General features: G+C 66.9%; 13 protein-coding genes. 9 read left to right on the top strand and 4 right to left on the bottom strand.

From position 1 onward, the window contains the following. The first annotated feature begins 37 nt into the window (after window positions 1-37). From ASG64_RS04870 to ASG64_RS04860, 3 genes are all read left to right on the top strand, one after another. The gene (locus tag ASG64_RS04870) at window positions 38-1360 is read left to right on the top strand and encodes a UDP-glucose dehydrogenase family protein (RefSeq protein WP_082518071.1); all 1323 of its coding nucleotides are present in this window, start codon (window positions 38-40) and stop codon (window positions 1358-1360) included. 83 nt (window positions 1361-1443) lie between these two features. Next, window positions 1444-3249, top strand: coding sequence for a DUF4012 domain-containing protein (locus tag ASG64_RS04865; RefSeq protein WP_056070495.1), 1806 nt, complete (start codon window positions 1444-1446; stop codon window positions 3247-3249). A gap of 102 nt (window positions 3250-3351) precedes the next feature. Further along, window positions 3352-4266, top strand: coding sequence for a siderophore-interacting protein (locus tag ASG64_RS04860; protein ID WP_056070492.1), 915 nt, complete (start codon window positions 3352-3354; stop codon window positions 4264-4266). On the opposite strand, the gene ASG64_RS04855 is transcribed toward ASG64_RS04860, so the two are convergent. After that, window positions 4224-5663, bottom strand: coding sequence for an MDR family MFS transporter (locus ASG64_RS04855; RefSeq protein WP_056072708.1), 1440 nt, complete (start codon window positions 5661-5663; stop codon window positions 4224-4226). The two genes, ASG64_RS04860 and ASG64_RS04855, sit on opposite strands and share 43 nt — an antisense overlap. 98 nt (window positions 5664-5761) lie before the next feature. Here ASG64_RS04855 and ASG64_RS04850 point away from each other — a divergent pair, with 98 nt between their 5' ends. From ASG64_RS04850 to ASG64_RS04840, 3 genes are read left to right on the top strand one after another with little or no spacing between them, the layout of a single operon-like run. Beyond that, complete coding sequence (locus ASG64_RS04850) at window positions 5762-6646, top strand: phosphoribosylaminoimidazolesuccinocarboxamide synthase (RefSeq protein WP_056070491.1); 885 nt, start codon at window positions 5762-5764, stop codon at window positions 6644-6646. Between the two features lie 44 nt (window positions 6647-6690). Then, the gene (locus ASG64_RS04845; RefSeq protein WP_056072706.1) at window positions 6691-8820 is read left to right on the top strand and encodes a S9 family peptidase; all 2130 of its coding nucleotides are present in this window, start codon (window positions 6691-6693) and stop codon (window positions 8818-8820) included. Between the two features lie 52 nt (window positions 8821-8872). Continuing rightward, window positions 8873-9772 (top strand): alpha/beta hydrolase, encoded by a 900-nt coding sequence (locus tag ASG64_RS04840; RefSeq protein ID WP_235579485.1) that lies wholly within the window; start codon window positions 8873-8875, stop codon window positions 9770-9772. Here ASG64_RS04840 and ASG64_RS04835 read toward each other — a convergent pair. After that, window positions 9769-10458, bottom strand: coding sequence for a response regulator (locus ASG64_RS04835; protein WP_056072697.1), 690 nt, complete (start codon window positions 10456-10458; stop codon window positions 9769-9771). The two genes, ASG64_RS04840 and ASG64_RS04835, sit on opposite strands and share 4 nt — an antisense overlap. A 4-nt stretch (window positions 10459-10462) precedes the next feature. Then, window positions 10463-12046: a sensor histidine kinase gene (locus ASG64_RS04830; RefSeq protein WP_056072694.1), complete on the bottom strand. Its 1584-nt coding sequence runs from the start codon at window positions 12044-12046 to the stop codon at window positions 10463-10465. A gap of 156 nt (window positions 12047-12202) precedes the next feature. On the opposite strand from ASG64_RS04830, the gene ASG64_RS04825 reads away from it, so the two are divergent. The 3 genes from ASG64_RS04825 to ASG64_RS04815 all read left to right on the top strand — a co-directional run bounded on the left by ASG64_RS04825 (window position 12203) and on the right by ASG64_RS04815 (window position 15011). Next, the gene (locus tag ASG64_RS04825; RefSeq protein WP_042574498.1) at window positions 12203-13594 is read left to right on the top strand and encodes a cation:dicarboxylate symporter family transporter; all 1392 of its coding nucleotides are present in this window, start codon (window positions 12203-12205) and stop codon (window positions 13592-13594) included. Window positions 13595-13703: 109 nt separating this feature from the next. Beyond that, a complete protein-coding gene (locus ASG64_RS04820; protein ID WP_042574499.1) occupies window positions 13704-14204 on the top strand; it encodes a glutathione peroxidase in 501 nt (166 codons plus the stop codon). A gap of 69 nt (window positions 14205-14273) precedes the next feature. Continuing rightward, window positions 14274-15011, top strand: coding sequence for a DUF2334 domain-containing protein (locus ASG64_RS04815; protein WP_042574570.1), 738 nt, complete (start codon window positions 14274-14276; stop codon window positions 15009-15011). On the opposite strand, the gene hglS is transcribed toward ASG64_RS04815, so the two are convergent. Continuing rightward, entirely contained in the window at window positions 14991-16250 is a 1260-nt protein-coding gene (gene hglS / locus ASG64_RS04810; RefSeq protein WP_056070488.1) for a 2-oxoadipate dioxygenase/decarboxylase, read from the bottom strand. The genes ASG64_RS04815 and hglS overlap by 21 nt on opposite strands.

Genomic DNA, 16250 nt, shown 5'->3' with positions numbered 1-16250 from the left:
GGTGGAACTGTCGGCCGTCAGACCTTACGGTTCGACTGTGAGCAAAGTAGTCGTGATCGGAACCGGATACCTGGGGGCAACCCACGCGGCGTGCATGGCCGACATCGGCCACGAGGTGCTGGGTGTGGACGTCGACCCGAGCAAGCTGGCCAAACTGGAGGCAGGAGAGGTCCCCTTCTGGGAGCCGGGCCTCGGTGAGGTGCTCCAGCGCAACATCGCCGCAGGTCGGCTCCGATTCACCGCGTCGTACGAGGACGCAGCGGCGTTCGGTGACATCTTCTTCCTCGCTGTCGGTACGCCCCAGAAGAAGGGCGAGTACGCCGCGGACGTCACGTACGTGAATTCGGTCGTCCAGAACCTGGCGCCGTTGATCACCGGCCCCGCCGTCATCTTCGGCAAGTCGACGGTTCCGGTGGGCACTGCCGAGCGGCTCGGCGCCATGGCGCACGAGCTCTCTCCTGCGGGCGACGACCTCGAGGTGGCGTGGAACCCCGAGTTCCTCCGCGAAGGTCACGCGGTGGAGGACACGCTGCACCCCGATCGCCTGGTACTGGGCGTCGACAGGAACCGTCCCGGTCGGGCCGAGGAGGTGGCACGCGAGGTCTACGCCTCGCTGCTCGCCGAGGGCACACCGTTCATCGTGACGGATCTGGCTACCGCCGAATTGGTGAAGACGTCGGCCAATGCTTTTCTTGCGACCAAGATCTCCTTCATCAATGCGATTTCGGAGGTATGCGACGCCGCGGGCGCCGATATCACCGTTCTTGCCGACGCAATCGGTCACGACGACCGTATCGGGCGCAAATTCTTGAACGCCGGTATCGGATTCGGCGGTGGCTGCCTGCCGAAGGATATCCGTGCTTTCATGGCACGCGCCGGTGAATTGGGCGCCGATCAGGCGCTCACATTCCTGCGCGAGGTGGACAACATCAACATGCGCCGACGCACCGGAATGGTGGACGTCGTCCGCGACACGGTCGGAACGCTCCTCGGCACCCAGGTGGCCGTACTCGGCGCTGCGTTCAAGCCCGACTCCGACGACGTCCGGGACTCTCCCGCCCTGAATGTTGCTGGGCAGCTGCAACTTCAGGGTGCGGGCGTCACCGTCTACGATCCCAAGGCGAACGACAACTCGCGCGCGCTGTTCCCCACACTCGGGTACGCGTCGTCGGCGCTCGAAGCGTGCGACAAAGCCGATGTGGTGTTGGTGCTGACCGAATGGCGCGAATTCCGAGATCTCGTTCCCGCGGATCTGGACGGCGTCGTGCGGGAGCGGCGCATCATCGACGGGCGCAACTGCCTGGATCTCGACATGTGGCGATCTGCCGGCTGGGTCTATCGCGGACTCGGTCGTCCCTGAGTCGATTTCGAGAACTCTCGACCGGTCGAACCGATTGGTACACTTCCGGCCGATCGTGAATTCGTGACGAGCAAAGGAATTACGTGTCGGCTGAGCTCGGTGGTACCGCAACGAACAGACACCGTTCCACGGGCCGCGGCAGACGCGTTCCGGTCTGGGTCTGGGTCGTGCTCCTCGTCCTGCTCGCCCTGGTGGCCTGGTTCGGGTGGACGGCCTACTCCGCGTACCAGGGATTGAGCTCAGCACGCGACGACGCCCTCGCCGCGCGATCCGCCATCCTCGCCGGTGACGCCGAGGCCGGTCGCTCTCATGTCGACGATGCGACCTCGTCCTCCGCAGATGCGGTGGATGCCACCGAGTCGCCCATCTGGAAGGCCGTCGCGGCGATCCCCGGAGTGGGGTCGCCGCTGGAGGTCGTCGGTCCGCTGACCGGACTCGTGCACGACCTGACGGTCGACGTGCTCCGCCCCGCGGTCGACGTCGGGGCGGTGCTGAACCCGAGCGAGCTCCGCGCGGACGACGGCACCATCGACCTTGCGGCGCTCCGCCAGGCGGCGCCCACACTCGACGAGGTCTCCGTGTCCGCCGATGCGCTGAACGCCCGCGCGGAGGCCGTCGACACCGACACCTACGTTCCTCAGGTCACGGAGGCCGGCGACTCGCTGAAGGCCCAGCTGGACGATCTGTCGAACCTGCTGACGAACACGAGTCTCGCGGCGAAGATCCTGCCGGACATGTTGGGGGAGAACTCGCCCCAAAGCTACTTCCTGGCGTTCCAGACCAACTCGGAATCGCGCGGAACCGGTGGACTGATGGGCGGTTTCGCCATCATCGACGCCGACCGCGGCAAGATCGGCCTCGACGCGCTGGCCAAGAACAGTGAACTCGGTGCGACGTACGACCCGATCGATCTGGGCCCGGACTTCGCCAAGAACTACGGCAATCTGTACAACGCGACGGCGAACTGGCAGAACGCCAATGCCAGCCCGCACTTCCCGTACACGGGCGAGATCCTGCGCTCGATCTGGCAGCAGGAATCCGGTCAGGACGTCGACGGTGTCCTGGCGACGGATCCGGTCGCCCTGAGCTACATCCTGGGTGTCGTCGGACCGGTGACACTCGCCGACGGTGAGCAGGTGACCGCCGACAACGTGGTGAACCTGACGCAGTCCGAGGCGTACTTCCGCTTCGCCGACGACAACACCGCCCGCAAGGACTACCTCCAGCAGATCGCCGCTCGGGTGTTCTCGAAGGTCGAAGGCAAGATCAGCAACCCCACCCAGCTGCTCGATGCGATCGGCAAGGGTGTCAGCGAGGGCCACACCGCAGTGTGGAGCGCGGACCCCGCGATCCAGAGTGTGCTGTCGGGAACCAAGATCGCTCACGAGGTGCCCGACGACCCCGCGCCGTACGCCTCGCTCGTCGTCAACAACGGTGCGGGCGGCAAACTCGACTACTACCTGAAGCGGGACATCACCTACACCGCGTCGTCCTGCACGGGCGGCACGAGAACCTCGCAGATCACCGCCAGCGTCACCAATACCGCACCGGCGCAGGACTATCCGGTCTACATCGCAGGTCGTCAGAACGAGACCACGGCGTACGAGGGTCCTCCGGGCACCAATCGCTCCGTCGTCGGAATCTTCACCACCACCGGGTCGACGCTGACCAAGGCGACCGTCGACGGCAAGCAGGCACTGCTGCTGACCGGTCAGGAACGCAACCATCCACTCTTCTACACGCCCCTCGTCGTCGAACCCGGACAGACCAAGACCATCGTTCTGGACCTGGTGGAGCCCGCTGTTCCGGGTGCTGCCCGCGTGCCGATCCAGCCGCAGACGCTGGAGGGCACCGCGACCGTCGACGTGCCGGACTGTTCGGGATCGTGAGCCGGTCGGCTCGGTGAGACCATTGCGCTCTCGCTGAACGATGGTTAGGCTCGCCTTACAGATCGATTCCGCAGGGATCGGAGTCCAGGCGAGGGGGTTGCGATGTCCACGGCGTTCGAGATCGACGCGGACTCCATCGTCGAGCCGGGCTTCTACGCCGCGACGGTCCAGTCGGTGAGCAGGTTGTCCCCCAACCTCGTGCGCGTGGTGTTCGGCGGACCTTCTCTCCGCTACTACGTCGGGCTGGACGCACCGGACGAATGCGTGACCGTCCACTTTCCCTCCTCGGTCGACGCGACACTTCCTCCGATGACCCTTGTCGGTGGGACCTGGGGCTACCACGACGTGGCGACGCGTCCCGAGTGCCGCAACTACACGGTGCGTACCCGCGACGACTCCACGGTGACCGTCGACTTCGTGCTGCACGAGACCGGAGTGGCCTCGTCCTGGGCACGGTCGGTGCAGCCGGGGCACAGCGTGGTGCTCTCGCGTCCGCGGAGTTGGTACTGCTGCCCCGAGAACACCGACTGGCAGGTGCTCGTCGCCGACCAGACAGGGCTGCCCGCCGTCGCGCGTGCACTCGAGACCCGTCGGCCGGGGCTGCGTACTCACGTGATCCTCGAAGTTCTGGACGGAGCCGACGTCCAGGAACTCGCCGTCGACAGCGACGTCACGGTCGAGTGGCGGATCGGCACCGGCAACGGGCTGACCCCCAGCGTTCTCCCCGACGCGGTGGCGTCCTTCGATCGTCCCGACGGCGTCGGATACCTGTGGTTCGCCGGTGAGGCACGCTCGTCCCGCTCGGTGCGCTCGCACGTCCGCAAGCAGTGGGGATTCACGACCCGCCAGTGTTCGGTCATCGGTTACTGGCGGGAAAAGGCCGAGGAATGGCTGGCCTCCTACCGCCGCTACGAGGCGATGGCTCTGGCCGGCTACCGCCGCGCGCTCCGCGAGGGCAAGACCGAGGCGCAGGCTCAGGAAGAATTCGAAGCACTGCTCGAGCGCGTCGGACTCTGACCGGACATCGGCGGCATCGCGAACGCGGCCACCAGCATCAGGACGGCGCCCGCGACGACGGTGTAGAAGACCAGGTGGATGGCGTCGGCAAGATCTGCCGGTGACGGTTCTGCACCCACGTTGGCATTGACGATGGCGCCGCACACCGCGATTCCGACAGCGCTCCCGATCGACCGCGCGAACGTGTTGGTCGAGGTGACGACGCCCCTGTCGGACCAGTCGACGCTCGACTGCGCCGCGATCAGCGCGGGGCTGGCCACCAGGCCCATCCCGGCTCCGATCACCAATGCGCCGAGGCAGATCTGCCAGATGGGCGACGTCTCGGTCCACCCCAGTGTCAGGACCGCCCCCACCACGACGATGCACGCGCCGATCACGGCGGTGCGACGGAAGCCGATGCGTAGGTAGAGCCGGCCGGACTGCGACGACATCAACGGCCAGGACAACAGCAGCGGCGCCAGCGTGAAACCACCGGCCAACGCTCCGAAGCCGAGGACGCCCTGGACGAACGTCGGAACGTACGTGGTCAGGGTCAGGACGATGGAACCGATCACCGCGCCGACCGCGCTGGTGGCGACCAGGACGCGGCGCGTCAGCACCCACAGGGGCAGGATCGGTGTCTCGACGCGGCGTTCCACCAGGACGAAGACCCCGAGGCAGGCGGCACCGAGGACGAACACCGCCACGGACGTCGGGGAGTTCCACGCCCACGACTGGCCACCCTCGAGCAACCCCAGGATCACGGCGCCGGCGCCGACCGTCAGCAGAGCCGCACCCGTGTAGTCGATGCCTCCTCGTGTGCGCGCCTCCGTGGGCTTCTCGTCGAACTTGCGCATCAACATCACGGCCGCGACGGCGCACAGCGGAATGTTGACGAAGAAGATCCACCGCCACGACAGGTACTCGGAGAACAGTCCGCCGAGCGTCGGACCGACGATGGAGGACATCGCCCACACGCTGGCGAGATAGCCCTGGGCCTTGGCGCGCTCGCGCACCGTGTAGATGTCGCCGGCGATCGTCTGGACCATCGGCTGGATCGCGCCGGCACCTATTCCCTGGATCGCGCGGGCGACGATCAGCGCGGGCATGCTCCAGGCCAGACCGCACAGCACCGATCCGACGGCGAAGACCGCGATCCCGAACAACACCAGCCGCTTGCGGCCGAACAGGTCGGCCAGCTTGCCGTAGATCGGAACGGTGACCGCCTGCGCGAGCAGATACACCGAGAACAGCCACGGGAACTGCGAGAAGCCGCCCAGGTCGTCGACGATGGTCAGAACCGACGTCGCGATGATCGTCGAGTCCAGCGCGACCAGCGAGTTGCACAGCATGAGGGCAGCGAGGATCGGCCCGCGTTCGGACCGGAATCCGACCTGCACCCTGTCCGTCGTCGTCACCGCCACACTCCTTCGTTCGCCTCGCTACCGAGGCTCCCTTCGTAGACTGCCAGATACCGCCACCACGGCGGATCCCGGCACGACTACGCTCGATCGACGTGCGCCCTTCTCTTTCCCAGTACCCACACCTGGCCGCCGGTAAGGTTCGCGATCTGTACCGGATCGACGACGAGCACCTCCTCCTGGTGGCCAGCGACCGGATCTCCGCCTACGACCACGTGTTGTCGACGCCGATTCCCGACAAGGGGCGGGTGTTGACCGCCATGAGCGTGTTCTTCTTCGCGCAGCTCGGCGTTCGAGATCACCTCGCGGGCGACGCAGACGACCCCCGCATTCCGCAGGAAGTCCTGGGCCGGGCACTCGTCGTCCGAGCCCTGACCATGGCGCCCGTCGAATGCGTGGCCCGTGGGTACCTGACGGGATCGGGATTGATCGACTACCGCGCCACCGGATCCGTGTGCGGAGTCGCATTGCCCGACGGTCTGACCGAGGCGAGCAAGCTTCCCGAGCCCATTTTCACGCCGGCCAGCAAGGCCGAGATCGGTGACCACGACGAGAACATCCACTTCGATGCGGTGGTCCGGACGGTCGGAGCCGGCACCGCGGAGAAGCTGCGCAGCGCGACACTCGAGATCTACTCGCGCGCCGCCGAATTCGCGGCCGGTCGAGGAATCATCCTCGCCGACACGAAGTTCGAGTTCGGTCTCGACTCCGACGGCGAACTCGTGCTCGCCGACGAGGTCCTCACTCCGGACTCCTCCCGGTACTGGCCGCTCGACGGCTACACCGAGGGTCGGGTCCAGCCCAGCTTCGACAAGCAGTTCGTCCGCGACTGGCTCACGGGGGAGTCGGGGTGGGACCGGCACGGTGACGACGCTCCGCCGCCACTGCCGCCGAGCATCGTGGACCGTACTCGTGCCCGCTACATCGATGCGTACGAACGCATCTCGGGACTTTCCTTCGACGATTGGGTGACCCCGTGACCGACTCGATTTCCCTGAACGGCTCGACCTCCCCCAACGGGCCCATGGCACCGATCGCGAAGACGGTGCCCACGACGCGCACGCATCACGGCGATGTGGTCGTCGACGAGTACGAGTGGCTGCGCGAGAAGACCGATCCCGAGGTCGTCGCGTACCTCGAGGCCGAGAACGCCTACACCGAGGCGCAGACCGCCCACCTGAAGCCGTTGCGCGAGAGAATCTTCGACGAGATCAAGTCGCGGACGCAAGAAACCGATCTCTCGGTACCGACGCGTCGCGGGCAGTGGTGGTATTACGGTCGCACGCTCGAGGGCAAGAGTTACGGCATGCAGTGCCGGTGCCCGGTCGCCTCGCCCGTCGACTGGACGCCTCCGTCGCTCGACGCCGGCGTCGACGTGCCGGGCGAGGAAGTTGTGCTCGACGCGAACATCCTCGCCGAGGGTCACGAGTTCTTCTCCATCGGTGCGTTCTCGCTGAGCGAGGACGGGCATCTGCTCGCCTACTCCGTCGACACCGAGGGGGACGAGCGGTACACGCTGCGCATCAAGGATCTCCGCACCGGTGACCTGTTCCCGGACGAGATCGCACAGACGGCACCCGGCGCCACCTGGTCCGCCGATCAGCAGTACCTCTTCTATCAGACGGTCGACGAGTCGTGGCGCCCCGACAAGGTGTGGCGGCACCGGATCGGCACCCCGACGACCGAGGACGTGGTGATCTTCCACGAGCCCGACGAGTCGTACTGGGTCAGCTTCGGTGAAACGCGCAGCGAGAAGTACCTGATGATCTGGGTGGGGTCGAAGGTCACCACGGAGGGCTGGTACCTCGATGCTCACGACCCCACCGGTGAGTTCACGGTGATCCTGCCGCGTCGTGACGGTGTCGAGTACAGCGCCGAGCACGCGGTGGTCGGCGGACAGGACCGCTTCCTGATCCTGCACAACGACGTCGTCGACGGGGTGAAGGCCGAGAACTTCGTTCTCGCCGATGCGCCTGTCGAGGACCCGTCCGCGATGACGATCCTGATCGAGCACCGCGACGATGTCCGACTCGAGGACGTGGACGCGTTCGGGCGACACCTCGTGCTCTCCTACCGTCGGGACGCCGTGCCGCGCATGGCGTTGTGGCACCTCGACGACGACGGGTTCGGTGAGCGCCACGAACTCGAATTCGACGAGGAACTGTTCTCCGTGGGTCTCGGGTCGAATCCGGAGTGGGACGCACCGCTGCTGCGCTTCGGGTACACGTCCTTCATCACGCCGTCGCGGGTGTACGACTACGACCTCGCGACGGGCGAGCGGATCCTGCGCAAGTCGCAGCCGGTCCTCGGAGACTTCGATCCGGCCCGGTACACGCAGTCGCGGGAATGGGCGACGGCCGAGGACGGCACCGAGGTGCCGCTGTCGGTGATCAAGCGTGTCGACGTCGAGGGACCGGCACCCACCCTGCTGTACGGCTACGGATCCTACGAAGCCAGTATGGATCCCGGGTTCTCGGTGTCGAGGCTTTCCCTGCTCGATCGGGGCATCGTCTTCGTCATCGCCCACGTCCGCGGCGGCGGTGAGTTGGGTCGTCTGTGGTACGAGGACGGCAAGATGCTGAACAAGAAGAACACGTTCACCGACTTCGTCGCGTGCGCACGCCATCTCGTCGACACCGGCGTCACCACAGCCGATCGGATGGTGGCCGACGGTGGCAGCGCGGGCGGTCTGCTGATGGGTGCCGTCGCCAATCTGGCGCCCGAACTCTTTGCCGGGATCCTGGCCAACGTGCCGTTCGTGGATCCGCTGACGTCCATTCTCGATCCGTCGCTGCCGCTCACCGTCATCGAGTGGGACGAGTGGGGAAACCCGTTGGAGAACAAGGACGTCTACGACTACATGAAGTCGTACAGCCCCTACGAGAACGTGGAGGAGAAGGCCTACCCGGCGATCCTGGCGATCACGTCGATCAACGACACCCGTGTCCTCTACGTCGAGCCGGCGAAGTGGATCGCGGCGCTGCGCGTGAAGAACACCGGGTCCGAGCCCATCCTGTTGAAGACGGAGATGAGTGCGGGTCACGGAGGCGTGAGCGGCCGGTACGAAAAATGGAAAGAAATCGCCTTCGAGTACGCCTGGGTTGTGGAACGTACAGGAGCCATTGCGCCCGCGGAGGTCGGTGCGGCAGGGTAAGCCGCCGGGGTTTCGCGCCGCGTCCGGCGTGCCGATCCCGAGGAGAACCGCCGTGAGCAGTCGTAGTGATGTCGAGTTCTCGTCCGACGGGACCACGTGCGCCGCATGGTTGTACCGGCCCGAGAACGCATCACCGAACCAACCGATCATCGTTCTCGGTCACGGTCTGGGCGGAGTCCGCGAGATGCGACTCGACGCGTTCGCGGAGCGTTTCACCGAGGCGGGCTACGCATGCCTGGTCTTCGACTACCGGCACTTCGGAGGAAGCGGCGGCGAGCCGCGCCAGCTGCTCGACATCGGCCGGCAGCTGGACGACTGGGCGGCCGCGATCGCGTATGCCCGTTCCCTCGATCGGATCGATCCCGCGCGGATCATCCTGTGGGGCTCGTCGTTCGGAGGCGGGCACGTCCTCGAGGCGGCGGCGCGCGACGGCGGGATCGCCGCGGTCGTCTCGCAGTGCCCGTTCACGGACGGTCTGGCATCCGCGAGGGCGACACCTCTGGTCACCACTCTCAAGATCACCCCGCTCGCCCTGCGCGACGTCCTGGGCTCGCTCCGCGGCAAGCCACCGGTGATGGTGGCGTTGGCCGCGGAGCACCGCGGAACCGCTCTGATGGCCAGTCCCGATGCGCTGAGCGGCTACCTCGCTCTACAGCCGGACGGGTCCACCTTCTCCAACGAGGTCGCGGCGCGGTTCGCGCTCGCCATCACCCGCTACTTCCCGGGGCGTGCGGCGAAGCGCATCACCGCGCCGGTGCTGTTCTGCGTGTGCGATCCCGACACGGTGGCGCCCACGAAAGCGACTCTGCGACATGCGGCGAAGGCACCCCGGGGGCAGATCGAGGTGTACCCGTACGGGCACTTCGACATCTACGTCGGGGAGGGGTTCGAGCGGGTCGTGGCCGACCAGGTGGCGTTCCTGACGCGCACGGTTCCCGTCTCGACCGGCTAGCGCCAGCGGTACCGCACCTGGGGCCGGCCGGCCTTGCCGTACTCGGTGTGCCGGTCCACCAGACCGTCGTCGGCGAGGCGCTCGAGGTAGCGCCACGCCGTCACGCGGGACACACCGACGGCCTTGGCGGCCTCGGAGGCTCCCAGCCCGTCGGGCTGCGCCCGTACGCTGTTCGAGATCTCGGTGAGAGTCTGGGGAGCAATGCCTTTGGGGGAGGCCGCGCGTTCGTCGGCAGTGCGGAGCGACGCCATCGCACGGTCAATGTCGCGCTGACTGACCGCGGATTCACCGTCCCGCAGAGCGGTGCGGAACTCGCTGTACCGTTCGAGCTTGTCGCGGAACGCCGCGAAGGTGAACGGCTTGAGCAGGTACAGCACCACGCCGTGCGCGACCGCGCTCCGGACGATCGCGAGATCGCGTTCGGAGGTGATGGCGATGACGTCGGGACCGGGCCGGAGCCCGCCGAGAGCGGCCGCGACGTCGATCCCGTTGGCGTCCGGCAGCCCGATGTCGAGGAGGACCAGGTCGAACGGGGAGCCGTCGGCGATGGCTTTGGCCGCCGCACGCATCGCCGCGGCGGCGGTGTGTGCGACCCCGGCCGCGACGAAACCGGGAACTCTGCCCACGTAGCTCGCGTGCGCTTCGGCGATGAGTGGCTCGTCCTCGACGATGAGAACGCGGATCATGTTCTCACTCATGCGGTGTCGACGCCTCGCGGACCGCATGGAGCGGGATGGTGGCGGTGACCACCGAACCGTACGTCCTCTCCGACGTCAGGGTTCCGTGGTGGCGATGGATGACCTGGGAGACCAGCGCGAGCCCGAGCCCGCGGGATCCGGACTTCGTGGAGTAGCCACGCGTGCGGGCCTTGGCCAGCGCCTCGGCGTCCATTCCGGGTCCGCTGTCCGCCACCTGGATCACGAGGTCCGTCTCGCTCTCGCGCACGGTCACCTCCACCCACGGGTCGTCCGATTGTTTTGCAGCATCGATGGCATTGTCCATCAGATTTCCGGCGAGAGTGACCAATTCGCGTCGGTCGAACGCCGCGGTGTCGGTCAGCGCAGTGTCCTCCGTGACGGTCAGTTCGACGCCCTGCTCGGCTGCCTGGCTCACCTTGCCCAGCAGCAGTGCCGCGACTGCCGGCTCCTGCACCGTGCTCATGAGCCGGTCGATGAGGTTCTGCGACAAGGCGAGTTCCTGCGTCGCGAACTCGACGGCCTGCTCGGTGCGGCCCAGCTCGACCATCGTGATGACGGTGTGCAGACGGTTCGCCGACTCGTGCGCCTGCGAGCGGAGCGATTCCGCGAACGACGTCATCGAGTCGAGTTCGCCGAGCACCCGTTGGAGTTCGGTGTGATCACGCATCACCGTGACCGTGCCGAGGCGGCGCGACCCGCGGAGCACGGGATCCTGCGCCACCACCAGCACCCGGGTCGACGTGAGGTGCATCTCGTCGCGCACCGTGTCCTCGCCGAGGCGACGTAACGACTCCGGAAGCATGTCTCGGGTCACGGCCCCGTCGGGGAGGTCGAGCAGCCTCCGCGCCTCGTCGTTGACGAGCTCCGCTTCGGGGCCGTCGCCCCACACCACCAGGCCCTCGCCGATGGAGTGCAGAACGGCATCGTGGTGGTCGTACATGCTCCGCAGCTCGTCGGGGGCCAATCCGAGCGTCTGGCTGTTCAGGCGCCGATTGAGGAGGTAGCTGGCCGCGATCGCCACGGCCAGCGCCGCCGCGATGATGCCGCCGACCGCGGGAAGCCCGGCGACGAACTGGTCGGAGATCTTCGCTCGCGTGACGCCGGCCGAGACCAGCCCCACGACACGGTCACCGTCGAGGACCGGAGTCACCGCCCGGATAGACGGCCCCAGCGAGCCCCGATAGGTCTCGGTGAACGTGGCGCCCGCGAGCGCCTCGTCGATGTTGCCGGTGAACTTCCCGCCGATCAGTTCCGTGGTCGTGTGGGTGAAGCGGGTGCGGTCGGGCGCCATGACGACGATGAAATCCATGCCCGTCGATCGGCGCACGCGTTCGGTGACCGGCTGCAGCATCGCCGTCGGATCGGCGGACTCGAGCGCGTCGACGGTCGAGGGTGCGGTGGCGACGGAGACGGCGATGTCGACGACCTCGCGGCGGATCCCGTCGTCGCTGTCTCGGCGCGCGTCGACCAGGGCCGCGGCGCCGCCGAGCGTCACCAGCAGCACCACCACGGCGAGCTGTCCGAGAAACAGCTGGCGAGCGACGCTGCGGCCGCGACGGGTGTTCGTGCTGGTCAACGATGCCTCCGGGATCGACTGTTCTGCCCGCGTGATGTGCGTGACTGCACTACACATGAACGAAACGAACTAATACGTGACTCGAGTCACGATCATGGACCACCATTCCAGTCAGACAAGCGTGATCCACCTCACGCCACGATCGTAAGGACAACCATGACCGCCAGCATCGACGCTGAACCGTACGACTCCACACCGCCGCCCAAGAAGAAGCGCGACAAGACCCACTGGCTCTACATCGCCGTGATCATCGCCGTCGTCGGCGGCGTGATCGTCGGCCTCGTGGCTCCGGATCTCGGATCCAGCCTCGGCGTTCTCGGGACGATGTTCGTCTCGCTGATCAAGATGATGATCAGCCCGGTCATCTTCTGCACCATCGTGCTGGGCATCGGATCGGTCAAGGCAGCCGCCAGCGTCGGCAAGGTCGGTGGCCTGGCCCTCGGCTACTTCATCGCGATGTCGACCTTCGCTCTCGCCATCGGCATGGTCGTCGGCAACCTCATCCAGCCGGGATCGGGACTGAACATCCCGGCCGATTCCGATGCCGGTGCCAAGTACGCCGACCAGGCCCACGCGGGCGGCGGAACATTGGAGTTCTTCCAGGGCATCATCCCGACGTCGCTGCTGTCCTCGCTGACCGCGGGCAGCGTCCTGCAGACCCTGTTCGTCGCACTGCTCGTCGGCTTCGCCGTGCAGGCCATGGGCAAGACGGGCGAACCGATCCTCCGCGGCATCGGCCTGATCCAGAAGCTGGTCTTCCGCATCCTCGCCGGCATCCTGTGGCTCGCCCCGATCGGTGCCTTCGGCGCCATCGCCAAGGTCGTCGGTGACACCGGCTTCGACGCCGTCATCCAGCTCGCCACCCTGATGCTGGCCTTCTACCTGACCTGCACCATCTTCGTCTTCGGCGTCCTCGGCACGATCCTGCGCTTCGTCTCCGGCGTCTCGATCTTCAAGCTGGTCAAGTACCTGGCCCGCGAGTACCTGCTCATCGTCGCCACCTCGTCCTCCGAGTCGGCTCTGCCCCGCCTCATCGCCAAGATGGAGCACGTGGGAGTCGAGCGCACCACGGTCGGCGTCGTCGTCCCCACCGGTTACTCGTTCAACCTCGACGGCACTGCGATCTACCTGACGATGGCCTCGATCTTCATCGCCGACGCCATGGGCAACCCGCTCGGAATCGGCGAGCAGGTCTCGCTCCTGCTGTTCATGATCGTCGCCTCCAAGGGTGCGGCCGGCGTCTCCGGTGCAGGCCTGGCCACCCTGGCCGGCGGACTGCAGAGCCACCGCCCCGAACTGCTCGACGGCATCGGCCTCATCGTCGGCATCGACCGGTTCATGTCCGAAGCCCGCGCGGTGACCAACTTCTCCGGTAACGCCGTCGCCACGATGCTGGTCGGCACCTGGACCAAGACCATCGACAACGAGCGGGTCAAGGAAGTCCTCTCCGGCAAGATCCCCTTCGACGAGACCACCATGGTCGACGACGGACACGGAGAGGCCCGCGACCCCGAGGCCAAGCCCGACATGGTCAAGACGCAGGCCTGACACAGGCCTCCTGCCGAGGCACTCACGTCCACGGTTCCCGCCGACATACTGTCGGCGGGAACTGTCGTCGGTGTAGTGCTCACTGGTTACCGGCCGGTACTGTGAGCCCATGACAGATCTGCAGAACGTCGGCATCAACACTCTCGGCGGCGCTCCGACCTCCCTGGAGGAGTACCGGGGTCGCGCTGTGCTGGTGGTCAACGTGGCCTCGAAATGTGGCCTGACCCCCCAGTACACCGCCCTCGAGAAGCTGGCGAAGGAGTACTCCGAGCGGGGACTCTCGGTCGTCGGCGTTCCGTGCAACCAGTTCGGTGGCCAGGAACCCGGATCGGCCGAGGAGATCGAGACCTTCTGCTCGACCACCTACGGCGTCACCTTTCCCCTGATGGAGAAGGTCGACGTCAACGGGTCCGATCGGCACCCGCTGTACGAGATCCTGACGCAGGCACCCGACGCCGACGGCACTGCCGGTGACATCCAGTGGAACTTCGAGAAGTTCCTCGTCTCGCCCGACGGCGAGGTCGTGGGCCGGTTCCGTCCCCGCACCGAGCCCGATGCTCCCGAGGTGTTGGCCGCCATCGACAAGGTGCTCCCGGTCTCCACGCTCTGAGTCGAGTCTTCAGCTCGCGTTCACGTGATCGACGAACCGTCGTACACCTCGGTGTGCGACGGTTCTTTCATGAGTGCACGCCTGATCGTGTCCGTATCGGGAATCCGCGACGAAACCCGTGACGCCGCAGCAGCGTTCGCGGAAGAGATGGACCGACGCGACGTCGACCTGTCACTGCTGGTCGCACCGCGGCTCAAGGACAAGTACCGCCTGACCCGCGACGCCCCGACGCAGGACTGGCTCAGAGAACGACGCGATCACGGCGACGCCGTGGTGCTGCACGGGTACGACCAGGCCGCGACCAAGCGGCGTCGCGCCGAATTCGCCACTCTTCCCGCGCACGAAGCGCAGTTGAGGTTGCGCGCCGCGGACCGCGTCATGGAGGAGATCGGCATGCGCACCCGGGTGTTCGCGCCGCCCCGGTGGGTGGCATCACCCGGCGCGATCTCGGCTCTTCCGACCGTCGGGTTCCGAGTCTGTGCCGGTCTCGGCGGGATCCAGGACCTCGAACGAGGAACCGTCGTGCGGGGGCGCGTCCACGGTATCGGCGAGGGCTTCGGAACCGGAACCGGTGGATACGTGTGGGAGCCCGGATCGAGCGAGCCGTGGTGGTGCCGAGCGCTCGTCATGGGTGCCGGACGCACGGCGCGCCGCGGAGGCGTCGTGAGGCTGTCCGTCAGCGCCAAGCAGCTGGGGAGACCCGGCCCACGGTCGGCGATGCTCGACGCGGTCGACCTCGCACGCTTCCACGGCGCGACGTCGGCCAAGTACGAATGGGTTCCGCGCTCACGATCCGCCGTGGCCTGACACTCGGGCGTCGTAGAGGTCGTACGGATCGACGACCGGCATCCCTAGAGCGCCGGCCAGGGAGTCCGCGGTCCACACCGTCCCCTCCACGTCCGTGTCGACGGCGCCGTCCGAGGTGAGGTTGGAACGGAAGATCCCTGCCGCCGACGCGGGGAGGAAGTCCTCGTACACGATCGGCTCCAACGCGCCGTTCTCGTCGACGTAGTAGGCGAGCCCACGATCGTGCATCTCACGGTCGGTGCTCGGGAAGTGTCGAGCCCATTCCGTCGCGGCCTGGTCGTCACCGAGTCCGTCGACCGCGACCATGGCGCTGTCGTAGACCTCGCGGCCGCGTCGGGTCAGCGCGACGCCGCGGGCCTCGACCTCGCCGAAACGCACCCGCAGTCGGTCCGAGTAGGTGGATCCCGTCTCGTCGCGGAAGTATCGTGGCTCGGCCAATGCACGGAACGATGTCTGTCGCAGGAGGATCGGCGGTCCGTCCCACCGCGGCGGCCCCTGTATGCGGTCGATCATCTCGATGCCTCGATCGCTCATCCTGCGGTACAACTCGTCGATGTCGAGCACCCGTGGAGTCAGGTGATTGATGTGGGTGGACGACACACCGCCGATGTCGGCTGCCACCGACGACACCGCCTCGAGCTCGTCGTACCAGGCGCGATCGACGGGATCCGTTCCCAGTTCGAACACGGAGACGGCGCCCTGCACCAGAACGGACGCGTCGGGTTCCGGTAGGCCGCCGTCCGCGGCGGCGCGGGCCGCAAGAGTCAGCAGGTCGGGTGGGAACAGCGTCCGTGCGGCCAGCGACCGGGACAGCCGCGACTGCAGGTCCGGGGAGAAGAAGCGCCTGTCGTCGACGACGAGCATCGAGCAGAACACCCGGAACGGGTTGCGTGCGAGCTCTGTCGGATCGACGGGTCGGAATGAGGTGGACACGACCGGAATCGGAGTGGCCGCGTCCCGAAGATCGTAGAAGCCCACCGGATGCATGCCGAACCCACCGAACAACACTGCGACGGCACGCATCTCGTCGACAGTGCCGACTCGGATGGCACCGTGTCGCTCCGCCGTGACGCGGTCGATGGTGCCGAGGCGCTCGGCCTCGGCACCATCGCGTGCGATCACGTCACCGTTGACCGCCGACGCGACATCGACCAACGTCCGATACGCGGGAACCTCCCGCCCGTACATGTCGGAGAGGGCGGCAGCGAAACGAGCGCGGAGTGTCGAAGCCGGGATCAT

Origin of the sequence: Rhodococcus sp. Leaf247 (assembly GCF_001426185.1) — a bacterium.
GTDB lineage: Bacteria > Actinomycetota > Actinomycetes > Mycobacteriales > Mycobacteriaceae > Rhodococcoides.
Note: the sequence above shows the minus strand (reverse complement) of the source record. Positions and strands in the feature narration are given on the sequence as shown.